The sequence below is a fragment of the Arthrobacter cupressi genome, from assembly GCF_900099975.1.
GTDB lineage: Bacteria > Actinomycetota > Actinomycetes > Actinomycetales > Micrococcaceae > Arthrobacter > Arthrobacter cupressi.
Genome location: NZ_FNEI01000007.1, coordinates 161,827 through 181,156, shown reverse-complemented (window position 1 = coordinate 181,156; position 19,330 = coordinate 161,827). Strand labels below are relative to the sequence as shown.

The 19,330-nt window shown below is 67.4% G+C and carries 15 protein-coding genes and 2 pseudogenes; 7 read left to right on the top strand and 10 right to left on the bottom strand.

The annotated features are described in order from the left end of the window. The 6 genes and pseudogenes from BLP88_RS10525 to BLP88_RS10500 all read right to left on the bottom strand — a co-directional run. A pseudogene (locus BLP88_RS10525) lies at window positions 1–530 on the bottom strand (urocanate hydratase); the annotation flags it as partial. Between the two features lie 31 nt (window positions 531–561). Next, the gene (locus BLP88_RS10520) at window positions 562–1,473 is read right to left on the bottom strand and encodes an ABC transporter substrate-binding protein (protein ID WP_074589007.1); all 912 of its coding nucleotides are present in this window, start codon (window positions 1,471–1,473) and stop codon (window positions 562–564) included. Between the two features lie 98 nt (window positions 1,474–1,571). Further along, window positions 1,572–2,324 (bottom strand): ABC transporter permease, encoded by a 753-nt coding sequence (locus tag BLP88_RS10515; RefSeq protein WP_217635144.1) that lies wholly within the window; start codon window positions 2,322–2,324, stop codon window positions 1,572–1,574. Then, window positions 2,285–2,935, bottom strand: a complete 651-nt coding sequence (locus tag BLP88_RS10510; protein WP_074589005.1) for an ABC transporter permease — start codon at window positions 2,933–2,935, stop codon at window positions 2,285–2,287. The genes BLP88_RS10515 and BLP88_RS10510 overlap by 40 nt, the downstream gene beginning before the upstream one ends. Next, window positions 2,932–4,038, bottom strand: coding sequence for an ATP-binding cassette domain-containing protein (locus tag BLP88_RS10505; RefSeq protein ID WP_074589003.1), 1,107 nt, complete (start codon window positions 4,036–4,038; stop codon window positions 2,932–2,934). Before BLP88_RS10505 ends, BLP88_RS10510 begins: the two co-directional genes overlap by 4 nt. After that, window positions 4,035–4,766 (bottom strand): IclR family transcriptional regulator, encoded by a 732-nt coding sequence (locus BLP88_RS10500; protein WP_074589043.1) that lies wholly within the window; start codon window positions 4,764–4,766, stop codon window positions 4,035–4,037. The genes BLP88_RS10505 and BLP88_RS10500 overlap by 4 nt, the downstream gene beginning before the upstream one ends. A 201-nt stretch (window positions 4,767–4,967) precedes the next feature. On the opposite strand from BLP88_RS10500, the gene BLP88_RS10495 reads away from it, so the two are divergent. From BLP88_RS10495 to BLP88_RS10485, 3 genes are all read left to right on the top strand, one after another. Then, complete coding sequence (locus tag BLP88_RS10495) at window positions 4,968–6,167, top strand: allantoate amidohydrolase (protein ID WP_074589002.1); 1,200 nt, start codon at window positions 4,968–4,970, stop codon at window positions 6,165–6,167. Continuing rightward, entirely contained in the window at window positions 6,164–7,519 is a 1,356-nt protein-coding gene (locus BLP88_RS10490) for a formimidoylglutamate deiminase (RefSeq protein WP_074589000.1), read from the top strand. Before BLP88_RS10495 ends, BLP88_RS10490 begins: the two co-directional genes overlap by 4 nt. 357 nt (window positions 7,520–7,876) lie before the next feature. Next, window positions 7,877–9,328 (top strand): sugar porter family MFS transporter, encoded by a 1,452-nt coding sequence (locus BLP88_RS10485; protein WP_074588998.1) that lies wholly within the window; start codon window positions 7,877–7,879, stop codon window positions 9,326–9,328. Between the two features lie 5 nt (window positions 9,329–9,333). Here BLP88_RS10485 and BLP88_RS10480 read toward each other — a convergent pair whose 3' ends face one another. Continuing rightward, entirely contained in the window at window positions 9,334–10,560 is a 1,227-nt protein-coding gene (locus BLP88_RS10480; protein ID WP_074588996.1) for an MFS transporter, read from the bottom strand. Between the two features lie 58 nt (window positions 10,561–10,618). After that, entirely contained in the window at window positions 10,619–11,065 is a 447-nt protein-coding gene (locus BLP88_RS10475; RefSeq protein ID WP_074588995.1) for a MarR family winged helix-turn-helix transcriptional regulator, read from the bottom strand. Between the two features lie 192 nt (window positions 11,066–11,257). On the opposite strand from BLP88_RS10475, the gene cycA reads away from it, so the two are divergent. Then, entirely contained in the window at window positions 11,258–12,745 is a 1,488-nt protein-coding gene (cycA, locus tag BLP88_RS10470; RefSeq protein ID WP_074588993.1) for a D-serine/D-alanine/glycine transporter, read from the top strand. 86 nt (window positions 12,746–12,831) lie between these two features. On the opposite strand, the gene BLP88_RS10465 is transcribed toward cycA, so the two are convergent. Next, window positions 12,832–13,638 carry an SDR family NAD(P)-dependent oxidoreductase gene (locus tag BLP88_RS10465; RefSeq protein ID WP_074588992.1) on the bottom strand — a complete coding sequence of 269 codons (807 nt, stop codon included), beginning with the start codon at window positions 13,636–13,638 and terminating at the stop codon, window positions 12,832–12,834. Window positions 13,639–13,927: 289 nt separating this feature from the next. Between BLP88_RS10465 and BLP88_RS10460 the strand changes: the two genes are divergently transcribed. From BLP88_RS10460 to BLP88_RS19160, 3 genes and pseudogenes are all read left to right on the top strand, one after another. After that, a complete protein-coding gene (locus BLP88_RS10460; protein ID WP_074588989.1) occupies window positions 13,928–14,767 on the top strand; it encodes a MoaF C-terminal domain-containing protein in 840 nt (279 codons plus the stop codon). 102 nt (window positions 14,768–14,869) lie between these two features. Further along, entirely contained in the window at window positions 14,870–15,334 is a 465-nt protein-coding gene (locus tag BLP88_RS10455; RefSeq protein WP_074588987.1) for a phage tail protein, read from the top strand. Between the two features lies 1 nt (window position 15,335). Continuing rightward, a pseudogene (locus BLP88_RS19160) lies at window positions 15,336–15,456 on the top strand (phosphoribosyltransferase family protein); the annotation flags it as partial. Window positions 15,457–15,536: 80 nt separating this feature from the next. Here the strand turns inward: BLP88_RS19160 and BLP88_RS10445 are convergent. After that, window positions 15,537–19,238, bottom strand: a complete 3,702-nt coding sequence (locus BLP88_RS10445; protein ID WP_074588984.1) for a glycoside hydrolase family 32 protein — start codon at window positions 19,236–19,238, stop codon at window positions 15,537–15,539. Window positions 19,239–19,330: the final 92 nt, after the last annotated feature.

Below are 19,330 nucleotides of genomic sequence, written 5' to 3'. Positions count from 1 at the left end.
CCTTCGGTGGAACCCTCCGCGGCCGGTGCCGGGTGGCGGCCCTCAGCTTTGAGCTTGTTGCCCACGGCGGCGAAGGTCTCATACGTGCCCTGCAGGATGCCCTGGGTACCGATGTAAATCCACGACCCGGCAGTCATCTGCCCGTACATCATCAGGCCCTCGGCCTCCAGGCGCCGGAACTCCGGCCACGTCGCCCAGTCACCCACGAGGTTGGAGTTGGCGATCAGCACCCGCGGTGCCCACTTGTTCGTGCGGAAGACACCCACCGGCTTGCCGGACTGCACCAGCAGGGTCTCGTCCTCCTCCATGTCCTTCAAGGTCGCCGAAATGGCGTCGAACGCCTTCCACGAGCGGGCAGCACGGCCCGTGCCGCCGTAAACCACCAAGTCCTCGGGGTGCTCGGCAACCTCCGGGTCCAGGTTGTTCATCAACATGCGCAACGGCGCCTCGGTCTGCCAGCTCTTCGCGGACAGCTCCGTACCGCGGGGGGCCTTCACCGGGCGGGTTCCGGTAGTGAAATCTGCAGTCATTTCTTTCTTCCTCTATAACAAACGAGCGGGATCAGCCCAGGTTCTTGGACTTGAGCCATTCCTTGGCGATTTCACCGATGTCTTCGAACTTGGCCACGCGGCCGTTCATTGAGATGAGGTCCTCGGTGGTCAGCGCCGCGGAGACCTTGTTCAGGGTTTCCTTGACGACGTCCGTGGACTTCTTGGCGTTGATGACCGGCACGATGTTCTCGGACAGGAACAGGTTCTTGTTGTCTTCGAGGGCCACCAGGTTGTTGTCCTTCAGCGCGGGGTCCGTGCTGAAGAGGTCGGCGACCTGGACCTGCCCGGAAAGGAGGGCGTTCAGCGTCAGCGGCCCGCCGGCGTCGAGCGCTGAGAATTCCTTGAACTCAAGGCCGTAAACGGACTTCAGCCCGGCCACGCCGTTCAGGCGGGTCTTCCACTCCGGCGGGCCGCCCAGGACGAGTTCCTTGGCCACAGGCTTGATGTCCTCGATGGTCTTGAGGTTGTACTTCTCGGCGGTTTCCTTCTTGACCGCCAGGACGTCCTTGTCCTCCGCCTCGGAGGCAGTGAGGAGGGTCAGGCCCGCGGGAATCTTCGTGGCAAGGTCCTTGGTGACGTCCTCGGAGCTAACTGCCTTGGTCTTGGAATCGAGGTACTGCAGCAATGCGCCGCCGTATTCGGGCATGAGGTCGATGGACCCGTCCTTGAGGGCGGGGATAGTGACCTCGCGGCTGCCGATGCTCGGCTTCTCCGTGACCTGGATGCCCTTGGCCTTCAGGGCCTCGGCGTAGATCTTGGCGATCAGCTGGCTTTCCGGGAAGTCGGCCGAACCGACGATGATGCTCTCGCCCGAACCTCCTGCCGGGGTGGTGGACGAGCTCATGGGGTCCCCGCCGCCGCAGGCGCTCAGGGTGATGGCGGCGACTGCCGCGAGGGTGAAACCGGTCAGGTACTTCTTCATGTCAACTCTCCTGGAACGGCGCTGCGAGGGCATGCAGCGGCCAAGTGGGGGTGGGTGGGAGGTGAAACTTGCGCCGGAAGGCCGGCGCCGGGTGTGGATCAGACCGTGACGGGGGTCTTCACGGGCTCGGCGGGGGAAGCCGATTTGATGGTGCGCCGCGTCAGTCCGGGTGAGACGACACGGCGGGTGATGAAGGCGAGAAGCTGGTCGAAGAACAGCGCCAGCAGGGCGACCAGCACGGCGCCGGCAACCATTTGGCTGTAGTCGTTCTGGGCCTTGCCATCGATCAGGAGGCGGCCCAGGCCGCCGAGCGAAATGTACGCGGCGATGGTCGCCGTCGAGATGATCTGCAGCAGGGCACTGCGGACACCGGACAGGACAAGCGGGAGCGAGCAGGGGAGCTGGACGTCCGTGAGGATCTTCATGGTGCGGAAGCCCATGCCACGGGCGGCGTCGACGGCGGCCGCATCCACTGCGCGGACGCCGGCGTAGGTGTTGGTCAGGATGGGCGGCACCGCGAGCAGCACGAGGACGATGAGGCTCGGAAGGATGTAGCCCATCTTGGACGGGAAGGCCGGCGAGATCAGCAGGACCAGCAGGATCAGCAAGCCCACGCTGGGCAGGGCGCGCAGGGCGTTGGCCAGGCCGGCGATGAGGAACACGCCCTTGCCGGTGACACCGATGTAGATGCCGAGCGGCACGGCGATGATGGCCGCGATGGCCAGGGCGATCAGGGAGTACAGCAGGTGCTCGCCGATCAGGGTCGGGATGCTGTCCGCGCCGCTCCAGTGCCGGGGGTCGAACAAGTAGTTCACGATGCCACCACCTTGGGGGTCCACGGTGTCAGCCACCGGTTGAGAAGGATGATCAGTCCGTCCAGGATCATGGCCAGGACCACACAGAGCACGATGCCCGCGATGATCGGCGTGAAGAACCGGAGCTGGAAGCCCTGGGTGAACAGCGAGCCAAGCTGCGGGATGCCCAGCAGCGCGGCCACGGACACCAGGCTGACGTTGGAGACGGCGGCCACGCGGAGGCCCGCGCTGATGACGGGAACGCCCACGGGCAGTTCCACTTTCAGCAGGCTTTGGTAGCCGCGGTAGCCCATGGCCTTGGCGGCCTGGACAGTGTCCTCGGGAACGGACTCGAGGGCGTCGGCCACCACGCGCACCAGCAGGGCCACGGTGTAGATGGTCAGTGCGGCCACGATGTTGAGCGGGTCCAGGATCTTGGTACCAAGGACCAGCGGCAGCAGGACGAACAGGGCGAGGGAGGGAACTGTGTACAGGAGGCCTGCGACGCCCACCAGCAGTGGGTAGATCCGGCGGCTCCGGTGGGCCCACCAACCCAGGGGCAGGGCGATGAGCAGGCCCAGGATCAGCGGGATGACGGCGAGCAGGACGTGCCAGCCGAGGAGGAAGACAATGTTGTCGGACTGGCGGCCCAGCCATTCGAAGTTCATCGGGCCGTCTCCAGGTGGGGTTCGGCTTCGATGGCCTTGACGACGTCGGTGGCGGTGACGGTGCCGATCAGCTCTCCGTTTTCGTCGACGACGACGCCGCGGCGGCTCGGCGAGGAAAGGGCGGCGTCGAGCAGCTGGCGCATCGTTCCGGAGACCACGGCCGGGATGCCGCTGAGGTTCAGGTGTTCGCGGGTGACCTCGCCGCGGACCAGCTCCGGCTGCGCCCAGCCGAGGGGCTTCCGGCTGCCGTCGACCACCAGCACCCAGGCACCGGACGCCTTGGCGCGGGCCTCATCGGCCGAGGCGCCGAGCTGGATCACTGCTTCCTCGCCGATGGCCACGGCGCCGGCGGTCTTGGTGAAGCCGAGGGAGCGGTAGCCGCGGTCGCGGCCCACGAAGTCCGCCACGAACTCGTCGGCAGGCGAGGTGAGCAGTTCCGAGGGGGAGGCCATCTGGGCCAGCTTGCCGCCCACGCGCATTACGGCCACCTGGTCGCCGAGCTTGAGGGCTTCGTCGATGTCGTGGGTGACCATGATGATGGTCTTGCCGATCTCGCGCTGCAGGCGGAGGAACTCGTCCTGCAGCTGGCCGCGGACCACGGGGTCCACGGCACTGAAGGGCTCATCCATGAGCATGAACGCGGGGTCCGAGGCCAGCGCACGGGCAACGCCGACGCGCTGCTGCTGGCCGCCGGAGAGCTGCCACGGGTAGCGCTTGGCGAAGCTGGCCGGCAGGCCCACACGCTCGATCAGCTCCAGGGCCTTGATCCGTGCCTTCTGCCGGCTCTCGCCAAGCAGCACCGGCATGGTGGCCACGTTGTCCACGATCGTCTTGTGGGGGAAGAGCCCCGCGTGCTGGATGACGTAGCCGATCCGGCGGCGGAGCAACGCTGCGTCCATGCCGGAGGTGGGCTGGTCGTCGAGGTAGATGGTGCCGCTGGTGGGCTCGATGAGGCGGTTGATCATCCTCAACGAGGTGGTCTTTCCACAGCCGGACGGGCCGACCAGGATGGTCAGCTTGCCGGTGGGCGCCTCGAGGTTCAGGCCGTCGACGGCGACCGTCCCGTCCGGGTACGCCTTGGTGACATTTTCAAACTTGATCATTTCTTTTCCATGCTTTCGTGGGGCGCTTCATGGTTACCTGCGGGATCTTCGAGGATGTTGCCTGCCACCCTCACCAGTTCCTCGCCAAATGTGTGGGCCTTCGCTTCGTCCAGGCGATAGCTGGGCACGACGATGCTGAGGGCTGCCACGGTCCGGCCACCGATGACGATCGGTGCGGCGACCGCCGTGATGTCGTCTTCCACGCCGCTTCGCACGATGGCGTAGCCGCGGCCGTTCTGCCCGCCGGTGAGGATCTTGCCGGCGGCGGATCCTTCCAGCGGGATGCTCCGGCCGACCCAGCTGGTGTGCCGGACGGAGCGGGTACCTTCGACGATGGCGATGTAGATTCCGGTCTCCCCAGGACCGGGAATGCTCAAGTAGCAGGACTCGCCCGTATCGGCCACGAGCTGCTTCATGTGCGGCGTGCAGAGGGACACGAGGGATTCCTGTCCCAGGGCGAGGGCGCCCAGCTGGATGACGCTGGCGCCCGGGCGGAAGTTTCCACCCGGATCCCGTGTCACGAAGCCGCTGCCCTCCAAGGTGCGCAGGAGGCGGAGCGCAGTGCTGGCGGACAAGTCAACCACGCGTGCTGCGTCGCTCAGGCTGATGGACCCATCGGTGCAGACCGCGCTGAGGAGGGCCAGCGCCCTTTCCACCGTCCGGGTCGAGGAATCTGCCGCCACTGCACAACCTGCTTTCAAGTGGTCTGAATCACCATGTCTTGCCACCAAGTAAAAATCAATTTTCATGGCATGGCAAGAGCTTTCGTCTTAATTCCCGAGATTCCGGGATTTGGGACGTCACACATCACTACGGGGTGTCGGCAGTGTTTCAGGGCTGTTAATTGTGGCGGTTTTCCATTCACCCCCTTGTCATCTGATGGCAACTGCTTTTTACTTGGTGGCAGTCTTAGCATCGGAGGAACACACGTGGAAACCGTCAATCAGCTCCTTGACTCGATCAAGGACGTGGGCCGCGATGCGGTGCGCGGAGGCTACTCGCGGGCCGTCTACTCAACGCCCGAACTCGACCTCAGGCAGTGGTTCATCGAGCAGGCCGAACAGCGGGGCCTCGCCGTCGAGACGGACCGCAACGGGATCATCTGGGCCTGGTGGGGAAAGCCGCAGGACGGCGCCCTCGTCACCGGAAGCCACCTCGACTCGGTCCCGGGCGGAGGCGCGTTCGACGGTCCGCTCGGCGTCGCGTCCGCACTGGCCGCCGTCGACATCCTCAAGGCCCGCGGCGTCCAGCCGCCCCGCCCGCTCGCCATCACAGTGTTCCCCGAAGAAGAGGGATCCCGCTTCGGCGTGGCCTGCCTGGGCTCGAGGCTCCTGACCGGCGCCATCGGCGTCGACAAGGCACTGAACCTGCGCGACGCCGGCGGCGACACTTTCGCCGACGTCGCCCGGGCCAACGACCTGGACCCCCGGCACATCGGCCCAGACCCGGAGGCCCTTGCCCGGATCGGCGACTTCGTCGAACTGCATGTGGAACAGGGCAAGGGACTCGGGAACGGCGGTCCGGCCGTCGCCGTCGGAAGCTCCATCCTTGGCCACGGCCGCTGGAAGCTGAGCGTACACGGCCAGGGCAACCACGCCGGCACCACGCTCATGGCCGACCGCTCCGATCCCATGGTGGCGGCCGCGCAGATCATCCTGGCCGTCCGCGGGGCCGCGGCGAAGCAGCCGGACGCCCGCGCAACCGTCGGGCGCCTCACGCCCGTCCCGGGCGGCACCAACGTGATCGCCTCGCGCGTGGACCTGTGGCTGGACGCCCGCCACCCTGACGACGCCGTGACCGCGCAGCTCATCGAAGCCATCTACCGGGCGGCCACGGAAGCCGCGGCGGGCGAAGGGTGCACAGTGACCCTCACCGAGGAGTCCTACAGCGACACCGTGCATTTCGACCCGTCGCTGAGCCAGCGCATCAGCGGGCTCCTGCCGGGCGCTCCCGTACTGGCGACCGGCGCAGGGCACGACGCCGGCGTCCTTGCCGGATACGTCCCCTCGGCGATGGTCTTTGTGCGGAATCCGAGCGGAATCTCGCATTCGCCGGAGGAATACGTGGCCGACGAGGACGCCGCCACCGGCGCGGTTGCCCTCGCCGATGTCCTGGAGGGACTCCTGTGAGCGCGTTCTGGTGCGAGGCGGCGCTTGTTGCGCCCGACGGCGGCACGGGGGTTCCGGAGGTCGCGCGCGGTGTGCGGCTGGAGACACAGGACGGCCGGATCTCCGCCGTCACCACCGGAACCGGCCCCCAGGCCGGCGACACGGAACTGCACGGCATCGCCTACCCCGCGGCGGCCAACGCCCACTCCCACGCCTTCCACCGGATCCTGCGCGGGCGCACACATGACGGACGCGGCGACTTCTGGGTGTGGCGCGAACAGATGTACCGCAGCGCCTCGGAACTGACCCCCGAAAAGTACGAAAAGCTGGCGTCCGCCGTCTTCGCCGAAATGGTGGTCGCCGGCTTCAGCAGCGTGGCCGAATTCCACTACGTCCACCACCAGCCGGGCGGCGCGCCCTACGCCGAACCCCACGCCATGGAGCTGGCACTGGCCCGGGCGGCGATGTCCGCCGGCATCCGCCTCACCCTGCTGGACACGCTGTACCTGGCCGGCGGCATCGGCACCCCGCTCAGTGCCGAACAGGCCAGGTTCGGGGACGCCGGCGTCCAGGCCTGGCTGGACCGCCTCTCCTCGCTTCGGAGCGCGATCGCACAGACGTTCCCGCCGGACTTGGTCAGAGTGGGCGCGGCACTGCACTCGGTGCGGGCCGTGCCCGAGGAGGACCTCAAGGCGGTGGCCCGGCAGCTGCCCGCCGACATCCCCCTCCACATCCACCTGAGCGAGCAACCCGCCGAGAACGATGCCTGCCTCGAGGCCTACGGCACCACGCCGGCCGGTCTCCTGGAGCGCCACGGCCTGCTGTCCCGGCGGCTCTCGGCCGTCCATGCCACGCACCTGACGCCGGAAGACATCGCGCTGCTCGGAGCTGCCGGCGCAACCGTGGTGATGTGCCCGAGCACCGAAGCCGACCTGGCGGACGGGATCGGCCCGGCCCGGGAACTTTCCGACGCCGGGGCGGCGATTGCGCTGGGCACGGACCAGCACGCGGTGATCGATCCCTGGACCGAAATGCGAGCCCTGGAGCACGGGGAACGCCTGGGCAGCGGGCAGCGCGGCAGGTTCTCCCCGGAGGAGCTGCTGCACGCGGCAACGGAGGGAGCCGCGCGGTCCATGGCGACTCCGGTTGCTCCACCGGCCCTCCACGTCGGCGCGGTCTGCGACTTCATGGTCGTCGATCCCGCCTCGGTCCGCACCGCCGGAACCCGCCCCCTGCAGATGCCGTTCAGTGCCACCGCGAGCGATGTGACCGAGGTTGTCGTTGCCGGGGAACTGCTTGTCTCCCGCGGTGTGCACAGCCGGCTCGGCGAACCCGGCCTGCTGCTGACGGAGGCGCTGGCGGAGTTCTCCTGACGGCGCCCCGGACGGGCCGTGGGCGAGGCTCAGGGCACGACGCCGGGGGCGGGCCGGCGCTACCTGGCGACCCGCCGCCGTCGTACTTTTGCGTTCAATAAGTTGACTCAAAAGGGCGTGTTAGCTCGCGGTTCGGACGGCAGGGAAGCCTCGGAACATCCCCGATGGCTTCCCTGCCGCGGCATGGTTTGGGCCTTGCGTTAAGAATGTGAATGCATGTCATGTGCATCACCTTGACTGGAACTTCGCGGATGTGGCGTGCCACACTGTGTAGCGCGAGTGCACCGGCGCCTCCATCGGAGTCAGCAGCCGACGACTTCCGCGCCGCCCCAAGCCACCAGTCCTCAAGGGAGAGCCATGTCCACATCCATGACCGACAGCCATGCAGGCGTCCACCGCAAAGTGATTGGCCTGGCCATCGCGGGCGCGGTGGGCGGCTTCCTCTTCGGCTTCGATTCCTCGGTGGTGAACGGCGCCGTTGACGCCATGAAGGCTGAATTCGCGCTGAGCGAGGCCGTCACCGGCTTCGCCGTGGCGATCGCCCTGATCGGCTGCGCCGCCGGCGCCTACCTGGCCGGCAAGGTGGCTGACCGCCACGGCCGCGTGCCCGCGATGAAGCTCGGGGCGGTCCTGTTCCTGGTGAGCTCGGTGGGCACGGGCCTGGCCTTCGGTGTCTGGGACTTGATCTTCTGGCGCCTGGTGGGCGGCCTGGGCATCGGGCTGGCCTCGGTGATCGCTCCTGCCTACATTTCCGAGATCTCACCGCGGCAGATCCGCGGCCGGCTCGCATCCCTCCAGCAGCTCGCCATCACCAGCGGCATCTTCGCGGCCCTGCTGTCGGACGCGCTGCTGGCCACCTCCGCCGGCGGCGCCCACCAGGACTTCTGGCTCGGCCTGGAGGCCTGGCGCTGGATGTTCATCGCCTGCGCCGTCCCCGCCGCCGTGTACGGCGTGATCGCCTACTCCCTGCCGGAATCCCCGCACTTCCTGGTCCTCAATGGCAAGGAGGACGCCGCCCGGAAGACCTTCGACGCCCTGATGCCCGGCGACGACACCGAGCGCCACATCCGCGAAATCCGCGAATCCATCCAGCTGGACCAGTTGTCCGCCAAGAAGGGCTCGCTGCGCGGCAACTCCTTCGGCCTGCAGCCGGTGGTGTGGATCGGCATCATCCTCTCCGTGCTGCAGCAGTTCGTGGGCATCAACGTGATCTTCTACTACTCCACCACGCTGTGGAAGGCCGTCGGATTCCAGGAGAAGGACTCGCTCACCATCTCCGTGGCCACCTCCATCACCAACATCCTGGTGACCCTCGTGGCGATTGCCCTGGTGGACCGGATCGGCCGCCGCCCCATCCTGCTGGCAGGCTCCATCGGCATGGCGGCGTCCCTGGGCGCCATGGCGCTGGCCTTTTCCTCGGCCACCGGCAACGGCACGGACATCGCACTGCCCGGCGCCTGGGGCCCGGTGGCCCTCGTCGCGGCGAACCTCTTCGTGGTCAGCTTCGGCGTCTCGTGGGGTCCGCTGGTGTGGGTGCTGCTGGGTGAGATCTTCCCCTCCCGCATCCGCGGCCGCGCCCTGGGCCTGGCCGCCGCCGCACAGTGGGTGGCCAACTTCGCCATCACCCTGAGCTTCCCCGTAATGGCTGCCGCTTCCCTGCCCGTCACCTACGGTATGTACGCGCTCTTCGCGGCGGCGTCGTTCTTCTTCGTCATGTTCAAGGTGCCCGAAACCAACGGCATGTCCCTGGAGCAGGCCGAGACCCTGTTCGTCCCCAAGGGCGCCAAGGTCTCCGCGATGAGCAAGTAGCCGGGCTACACCAGGTGCGGCTCGTGGCCGGCCAGGAATTTCCTGCCGCCCATGGCCACGGCGATGGCCAGGAGCAGGGCAACGGCCCCGGCGAAGAACGGGAGCTGCGGGCCGAAGTGCTCCCCGAGCTGTGCCGCGGCGAACGGGGCCAGGGCGCCGCCCATCCAGCGCACGAAGTTGTACCCCGCCGAGGCCACCGGCCGCGGCGAGTCGGAGACCTCCATGGCCAGTTCGGTGTACAGGGTGTTGTTGATGCCCAGCAGCGCACCGGCCACGACCACCAGCACGACGACGGCCGGCACCGAGTGCCCCGCGGCCAGTCCGAGCCCGATCAGGTCGAGCATGAGGGCTGCGAGCGTGCCGACCAGGACGTTATTGGTGCCGAAACGGCGCTGCAGTATCGGCGCCACGAAGACCGAGAACACCGCCACGGCCACGCCCCAGCCGAAGAACACCGCGCCGATCCCGTAGGCGTCCATGCCCAGGATGAACGGGGTGAAGGCCAGGATGGTGAAGAAGCCGTAGTTGTAGAAGAGCGCGCTGGCGGCGGTGGTACGCAGGCCCTTGTGGCCCAGGGCCAGCAGCGGGTCGCGCAGGCGGGCCTTCTTTGCCGGGGCGGGCGTCTTGGGCAGCAGCACCATGAGGGCGATGAAGGCCACCGCCATGAGGACGGCGGTGCCGAAGAACGGGGCGCGCCACTGCCAGCCACCCAGCAGGGCGCCGAGGAGCGGGCCGAGTGAGATGCCCAGGCCGAGGGCGGCTTCGTAGAGGATGATCGCCGTTCCGGCGCCGCCGCTCGCGACGCCAACAATCACCGCGAGCGCAGTGGCCACGAACAGCGCATTGCCCAGTCCCCAGCCGGCCCGGAAGCCGACCAGTTCACCGACCGAGCCCGACAGCCCGGAGAGCGAGGCGAACACCACGATAAGCGCCAGGCCGATCATCAGCGTCTTCTTGCCGCCGATCCGTGAGGAGACGAAGCCCGTGACCAGCATCGCCACGGCCGTGACCAGGAAATAGCTGGTAAACAGCAGCGAGACCTGGCTGGGTGTGGCGTCCAGGTTCTTGGCGATCGCCGGAAGGATGGGGTCCACCAGGCCGATGCCCATAAAGGCGAAGACCGCCGCGATGGCAGTGGCCCACACGGCCTTGGGCTGTTTGAGGAGTGAGGCCTTCTCAGCCTCCAGGGTGTCTTCTGCTGGCTGCAGGTGCTCTGCGAGCTGGCCGTTCATGAAGTGATGCTCCTGTTACTGTTTGCGTTTGCTTAGTGGCTGTTCGTTGCGGACGGTATCAGTCCCGGACGGAGCTGTTGATTTTGTGGAACACCGGCAGGGCCGCGCGGATTGCGTCGCGTTCGTCCCGGCCGAGGGTGGCGAGGATCGCCGCGATGCGTTCATTGCGGCGGCGGTCCGCGAGGTCGACGGCGGCACGGCCCTCCGCGGTGGCGGCCACCCGCACGGCGCGGGAGTCATTGGGGTCGGCTTCGCGGCGCAGCAGTCCGGCGCGCTCGAGCCTGATGATCTGCTCGGTGGCGCTGGGAACCTTCACCCCGAGGTCGCGGGCGATCTCGCCCACCCGGGCGCCGCCGTCGAGCGCCATTTTGAGCACACTCAGCTGGGCCGAACTCAATTCACCATGGGCGTCCAGCCGCCGCAGGACGTACACGCTCTGGCGCAGGGCGTCGCGGAATTCCTGGGCCAGCCCGATCAGGGCGTCCTCATCTTGTTTGGCGCTCATATTTAGGTAGCCTAATAGTTAGGTCTCCTAAAGTAAATGGGTGGGCAGGCAGACATCCAAGCCAATCCTCCTGAAGCGTGAAATTCTGCGTGAAACGTTCAATCGTGCGTTTGGGAGCTACAAGCGATACCTTTGGTACGTCGTTTTGTTAGCCACATCACTCTTGCGGCGAATCACTCAAAGGACCCACATATGTCTGAGCAGACAACCACGGGGCAGCTCGCTGCCTCCAGCAGGGACAGCGAGCCCCACCTCTCCCGCTCGCTGAGCAACCGCCACATCCAGCTCCTGGCGATCGGCGGGGCCATCGGAACGGGCCTGTTCATGGGCTCCGGGAAGACCATCTCCGTGGCCGGCCCCTCGGTGATCTTCGTGTACATGATCATCGGCTTCATGCTGTTCTTCGTCATGCGCGCCATGGGCCAGCTGCTGCTGTCCAACCTGAACTACAAGTCCTTCAGCGACTTCGCGGGCGACCTCCTCGGCCCCTGGGCAGGCTTCTTCACCGGCTGGACCTACTGGTTCTGCTGGGTGGTCACCGGTGTTGCCGACGTGATCGCGATCGCCGGCTACGCAAACGAACTTTGGCCGGGCATCCCGCTCTGGATCCCGGGCATGGCCACCATCCTCATCCTGCTCCTGCTGAACCTTCCCACCGTGAAGGCCTTCGGCGAGACCGAGTTCTGGTTCGCGCTGATCAAGATCGTGGCCATCGTGGCGCTGATCGTTGTGGGCCTGGTGATGATCTTCACGGGCTTCCAGTCCGACGCCGGGGCGGCCACCTTCGCCAACCTCTGGCAGCACGGCGGCTTCTTCCCCAAGGAATTCATGGGCTTCGTGGCCGGCTTCCAGATCGCCGTCTTCGCCTTCGTGGGCATCGAGCTTGTGGGCACCGCCGCGGCCGAAACCAAGAACCCGGAGCACAACCTGCCCCGGGCCATCAACGCCATCCCGGTGCGCGTGATGCTTTTCTACGTGGGCGCGCTCATCATCCTGATGTCCGTCACGCCGTGGACCGAATTCAAGGCCGGCCACAGCCCGTTCATCGCCATGTTCTCCCTGGCTGGCCTGGGCATCGCCGCCACCGTGGTGAACCTGGTGGTGCTGACCTCCGCCATGTCCTCGGCCAACTCCGGCATCTACTCCACCTCGCGCATGGTCTTCGGCCTGGCCAACGACGGCGACGCGCCCAAGGTGTTCGGCAAGCTTTCCAGCCGCAAGGTTCCGCAGAACGCCCTGTTCCTGTCCTGCGTGCTGCTGCTGGCCGGCGTCGTGCTGCTCTACGCAGGCAAGGACGTCGGAGCCGCGTTCGACATGGTTACCACCGTGTCCGCCGTCTGCTTCATGTTCGTGTGGTCGATCATCCTGGCCAGCTACCTCGTGTACCGCAAGCGCCGCCCGGAACAGCACGCCGCGTCCCCGTACAAGATGCCCGGCGGCATCGCGATGGTGTGGGTGGTCTTCGCCTTCTTCGGCTTCCTGGTCTGGGCCCTGACCACCCAGCCGGACACGCTCACCGCGCTGCTGGTGACTCCCATTTGGTTCGCGATCCTGGGCGTGGCCTACGCCGTGGTCCGCAAGTCGCCGCTTCACCAGGCCCGGGTGGCCGAGTGGAAGGCGATGTCCGACGGCGAGACCGCCGCGGTCGCCGCGGTCGCCGCGGTCGCCGCGAAGCGCTAACTGATCTCCGTAACGCAAAAGCAGTTCTCCTCCACAAGGCCGCTTGTGGAGGAGAACTGCTTTTTGCTTGCCCGCTTAGGCGCCGTTCACACCACCCCGTCGAACGCGATGGTGGGCAGGTCCACCACGTGGGCGCCGCCGTCGGCCACGATCGTGGCGCCGGTGATGTACGAGGAATCCGCCGAGAGCAGGAAATTCACCACGCCGGCCATCTCGGCCGGTTCCGCGGCCCGGCCCAACGGGACGTTCGCTGTCACGGCGCCGTAGGCCTCCTCGCGGCCGGGCAGTCCGGCGCCTTCAGCGAACTGGTCCATCTCGGCGTCGGCCATTGGTGTGCGGACCCAGCCCGGGCACAGCGCGTTCACCCGGACGCCGTCCCGGCCGTAGTCACGGGCCAGGGACCTGGTGAGGCCGATCAGCGCGTGCTTGCCCACGGTGTAACCCGCCACGTTCGGGCCCGCGAACAGCCCGGCCAGGGAGGACACCACCACGGCGCGGCCGCCGTTCTGCTTCAGCTGCGGCAGGGCCTCGCGCAGCGTAGTGAAGGCTGTGGTCAGGTTGGCGGTCAGGCTCGCCTGCCACGCGGCGTCGTCGGTGTCCTCCACTGAGGCGAACCCGTGCCCGCCGGCGTTGGCCACCACCATGTCCAGGCGGCCGAATTCCGTCATCACGGCGTCGACCGCGGCCCGCGCCTGCGCGGCATCGGCCACGTCCGCGACCACCGGGAAGGCCCCGTGCTTCTGCGCGACGGCGTCCAGCGGCTCGCGGCGCCGGCCGACGACGGCGACTGCCGCACCTTCCTGCAGCAGCCGGGCGGCGATGGCCTCGCCGATGCCCGTGCCGCCTCCAGTCACGAGGGCCACCTGTCCGTCGAGGGGTTTGGTATTGGTCACTGTTGCTCCTTGGCTAAGAGTCCGAGGCTTTCCCTCATGCTGCCAGCGGGCACCGCCTGCCATCTTGATCTGCGGCGATGGGAACTTGTCCGTGGGCGCACACGCGGGAGGGAGCGGCCTTGCCAGTTTCGACAAGCAGACTTCGCTGGCGGACAAGGAACCCTTCCGGATCCCTCCCTACGCTGGGAGCCAAGCCCGCCGCGCAACGTGACCCGGCACACAGCGGGCCAGATGCCGCCACCGCCGACGGCCGGTCCTTGAGGCCGCCGGCTGCACAGAAGGACGCACCATGAGCAACAACCTCCTCGACACCTCCACCTGGCTCCCCCTCGACGGCCTGGCTCCCGGCTTCGACGCCAACAAGGCCACCCCGGTCCAGGACCTGGCCGGCAGCAAGCTGACCGTGCAGCTCGACAGCGTGCCGGGCGGAAGCCTGCCGGGCGGCGGCGGAAAGCACGACGGCGGCAGCTTCGTTTTCGAGTTCGGCGGCAGCACCGTTGCATGGAACGCCGCGGGACGGTCCGGGGATGACCACTACGAGGCCTTCGCCGTGGCCGAGGGCCTGTACTACGCGCAGTGGCAGTCCGGTGCGGACCCGGAGTTCTCGGTGTCGCTGTTCCTGGACCTCGACTTCGGCCGGGCGTTGTTCATCGGCGCCGTCCTCGGGCACGCTGAACCGGGCCAAACCGCGGTCCGCCACGAGTTCCTGCCCGGCGTAATCGCCGGCTCCGAGGCCACCGGAAAGCCGATTGCGGAGACCACGGCGTTGCTCGGCCGCCGGGTGGAGTGGGTTTACAGCGACATCCACGCGTACGAGCACGTCTACCTGAGCCCGCAGTGGTACACATGGCAGTGCCTGGCCGGACCCGAGCGCGGCCTCGCCGACACCGATACGAACACCACCTTCCAGATCCGCCCCGGCATCTACGTCTTCACCTGGCGCGAAAAGGTGATCCCCTGCGGTTCCGTGACCATTGCCGACCACCGTGACGTCACGGCCATCCGTTCGCACGGCTATCTCTTTGGCTGGGACGAGGCGGGCACCGAGCCCGTGCATTTCACCTTCGGAGCACATGGCCGGCTGATCAGCATGACCACGCACACCCCGGGGCTTGACCCGGCCCGATAGGAACCGGCCCGGTAGGAACCGCGCAGCGCAGCCCGGCGCGGACAACACGGCAACGCCCCGCTCGTTATGGTTGTCCTGACAGGACGGATTTCGGGAGGGTGCATGCCGTACGTTGTTGATTTTGAGAAGGTCTCCACCACGGGCCTGGAATCGTCCCCGGTGGCGGAGGCCCTCGCCGGGCTGCGCGCCAACGAGGCCCGCTACTACAAGAACAAGTACGGCCATGTCTTCACGGTCACCCCCGCGGCGGAGGCCCCGGAGATCCTGGAGCGGATCCACCGCATCCTGGCCGAGGAACGCGGGATCACCATCGCCTCCACCCCGCTGGAGGTGTCCTCCTTCGAGGTCGACGGGCTGCGCATGGACTACGTCTTCTATGAATCCGGGCTGTCCATCAACGTGATGTACAGCCTGGCGGAGGGCGGCAAGCGGGCCGTTGGATTCAAGCTGTCGCAGGGCATGGAGGTGCCCGGGGAGCTTGCGGAAAAGTTCAAGTTCGCCCGCCAGAAGTCCAAGCTGGCCGGTGAGATCCGGGGCTCGTTCTTCGTGATCAAGGGCGAGTACTAGGCCGCCCATGCTGGACGAAGGCGCCCTGCATGGCAAGAAGGTCCTCTTGGTGGACGATGTCTCCGACTCCGGCCGCACCATGGCCAAAGGTGGTTGAACTGATCGCCGACTTGGGCGCAGACGCCCTCGTTTCCATCCGTTGCTCCGTAACTGTCGTCATGAGGGTCCATAACGACAGTTACGGAGCAGTCGATGCCGGACCTCAGAGCGCGGTGACCACCAGGTCCTGGTAGGCGGCGCGGCCGTCGAAGACGTTCACACCCACCTTCCCCGAACTGAACTGGGCATCCGTGAGGTCGATCAGCTGGGCGCCGTCCACGGAGACGGTGATCCGGTTCCCCTGGACCGCCGCGTCCAGCTGGTAGCTCACGCCCTGGGACAGCGCCAGCGGGACTTTCGCCAGGATGCCGGTGGAGGGGTTGAACACGCCGTTGACCAGCACAAACACCCGGACTTCGCGCAGGTTCGGGTCCAGGTTCACGTAGTACGCGCTGGATCCATCAGCGGACGAGCGCAGCAGCACCGAGCCGGCCCCGCCGTAGCCATGTTCCGGGGCGAGGTTCCGGTTGCGCATGGCGCCGGCAAAGGGCTCACCGCTGAAGCGCACCGTGGCCTGCACCCGCACATCCGTGAACGATCCCGGGCTCATGGCCGTGGAGTCCTTGTCGAAGGTTCCGGCCAGCCCGGCGCCCGTGCTCTCCCAGCGCCCGCCGGGCACCACGGAATACGCGCCGAGGTTGTGCCGGGCGGTACCGCTCGCCGTGGGCAGCGGGGCCGACGGCGGTGCGGACGTCAGGCGGGCCGTGTCCGAGAGCTGGTGGACCTTGACCGAGACCAGCCGGGCAGTGCCGCCCGTTGCGGTGAAGGAAAGCCCTGTGGAGGAGGGATCCGGGAACACGAGGGAGGAGATCGACGCCGTCCCGTCGCCGCCGAAGGCCTCCACCGACGACGCATCCACCAGCACCCGCAGCTTCACCCGTCGCTCGGAACCCACCACGGTGGAACTCCACGGCGCCGAGGAGTTATCAGCGGCGGTCCCGGCGAAGTAGCGCGTAAAGTCCTCCCGGCCGGAGATGCCGCGGTCCAGAGTAAGAGTGCCCGCGCCGGCGTCGAACCTCACGGAAGTCTCCTGCGCACCCGTGGAGCCGCTCCCCTTTCGCAGCCCGAAGGCGAAGGACGAGGCGCCGCCGGTGGAGGGCAGGCCCACCTCGGCCTCGAGCTCGAAGGACCTCCCGGAGGCCGCGGCGAGCGGATTGGCCGACAACGGCGTGACGGTGATGTCCGAGGCCTGCCAGGTGGAAGACCGCAATGACTCTTCCTCCACAACGGGAGCCTGCGTCAGCCGCAGCCCGCTCCCGGCAATGTCCACCAGTTTCAGTTCGCGCGGGATGCTGAGCTGGCCGTTCCAGCGGCCCGTGGGCGGGCTGAAGGCGTAGTCCCAGTTGCTCATCCAGCCGATCATGATCCGGCGGCCGTCCGGTGCGCCGAAGAAGCTCATGGCGGCGTAGTAGTCGCGGCCGTGGTCGGCCTCAAGCACCTGGGTTGCCGGAGTATCCGGGGTGAAGCTGCTGCCGTTCCAGGTTCCCGTGACGTACTGCGCCGCGGAGCCGTTGGTGGCGCGCACCGCACCGGTGCTCCAGTACAGCACCCAGCGCGAGGTCCCGGGCTGTCCCTCCACAGGCATGGAGAAGAAGTCAGGGCATTCGAAGACGCCGCCGCGCACCCAGTCGCCGTAGCCGAAGGAACTGGCGAAGGTCCAGGAGACCATGTTGGTGGAGGTGTAGAAGCGGATGTGGTCGCCGGCGGCCACCACCATCACCCACTTGCCCGCAACAGCGTCCCAGCTGACCTTGGGGTCGCGGAAGTCCCAGCCGCCGTTGGCGCCGCCCGGGTTCTGCACCACGGGCGCTTCCTGGACCAGTCGCCAGGAGCGGCCCTTGTCCGAGCTGTAGGCGGCCCGGACGGACTGGTTGCCGTTGGGGGCGTCGTGGTTGAAGGAGGTGAAGAAGGCCACGAGTCCGCCCCCGGGCAAGCCGTTGAAGAGACCGCTCGAGTTCGAAGCGTCCACCACGGCAGAACCGGACCAGGACTCCCCCGAGGCCAGGCGCGGCAGGGCTATGGGCAGTTGCTTCCAGTGGATGAGGTCGGTGCTGACGGCATGCGCCCAGCGCCCGCGGTCCTGGTGGAAGAGGTGGTACTCCCCGGCGAAGTACACCAGGCCGTTGGGGTCCGAACTGCTGCCCGAGTTCTGCGAATAGTGGTAGCCGGGCTGGTAGAGCCCGTTCATGTACTCCTCCACAGGGTCCACCCGGACATTCTGGAACGTCCCGGACCCTCCGGCCACCAACAGGGCCGCACCCGTCCCGGAGGCCGTGCCCGCGTTGCCATTTAGCACAGCTGTACCATTTACCAGAACCGTAGAGGTGCTGCCCTGCAGTGTGAGCTGGACCCGGTTGAACGGGGACAAGGACGTCTGCTGTGCCGCGGTGAAGCTTCCCCCGGGCAGCGTTCCGGAGAGCAGGAGCGCGCCGGTGGCGCGGTTGTACAGCTTCGCGGTCCCGGCCCCGGGATCGATCCGCAGTTCCGTGCCGCCGCTGCCATCGGCGTTGCTCCGGACCACCAGCGAGGCGGTCGCCGGGGAGGTGACGTTCAGGTCCAGGGAGGCGACGACGTCGGACGCCACCGCCGGGACAAAACGCACCGCAGCCCCGGACGAGGCAGTCCCCCGCAGCCCGCGCGCGTCCGGCTCCCATGAGCCCGATCCAACACGCCAGCCCTGCAGCGGGGTCTCGAACCCTCGCAGCGTCATGCCTTGGAACACCGCGGTGCCGTTGTAGGACAGCAGGCCCACATTTCCGGAGCCCACGCTGGAGTCGGTGGCCGTGATGGACGGCATGGCCCCGTTGGGGTCCAGGAAATCGGTCTGCCAGTACACGGCCAGCTGCGTTCCGGTGGCGGTGACGCGCAGTCGGTAGACCTTGTTCAGGGTAATCGCCGTGGCGAAGGTCCCCAGGGTGGCGTTGTCCGAAACGCGGTAAAGCCGCAGCCGCCCCGCGTTCGGGTCCACCTCGGCGGCGTAACCGGAGGTGCCGGCGGCGTTGCTGCGGAACAGGACCGCCCCCACCCCGTAGGTGGAGGTGAGCTGGATGTCGGTGGTGAAGTCGACGTCGGCGGGCGACTGCCCGGTGGCGACAGCGCGGACGTTGGTGTCCGCCGGAGCCGCGCCCCGGAATCCGTTGGCCGTGGCCTGCCAGGCGGAGGCGGAGGACACGGACCAGCCGTCCACGTTGGCGTCGATGTTCCGCACGCCCGGGGTGCCGAAAGCGACCGTGCCGTTGTAGGCGTGCAGGCCCACGTGGCCGGAGTTGTAACGGTGGTCCGTGGCGTCGATGCGTTCCACGCCGTCCACGGACACGTAGATCCGCGGCCCGTCCACGTGCACGTCCACGGTGTAATTCTGTCCGGTGTTCAAGGGCACCGAGGCCGGGGTTGTGATGTCCTGCCCAGTGGCCAGGTCGAAGAGCCGCACCCGGTCCAGGTTCGGGTCGATCGTGGCCGCGTACCCGGCCGCGGCGTCGGGGGTGGCGCGGAAGACGAGCGCTCCGACACCAAAGGGCGTTCCGGCGTCGACCTTTACTCCCGCGGTATAGCGCGCGGTGCCGGCCACGAGCTGCTCGCTGATGGCCGCCGCGTTCTGGCCGGACTGCGCGACGGCGGTGTACCCGCCCTGCGCGGTCCGGGTCCAACTGCCGCTGACGCCCACTGCGTCCGGCATGGCACTGGTGGTGCTGTTAAGGGTGACCGGGCCTGGGCCGAGGGCCACCGCGGGAACGGCGGCCCCCGTTCCCGCGAAACCCACACCAAGGACTGCGGCCGTGAGGCCGGCAACTATTCTCTTGTGCATTCAGATCGCCTTTGATCACGTTGTCATGGAATCGACTGCTGAGTAGTTGTCGTTCTGAGGGCTCAAAACGACAACTACTCAGCAATCGATGG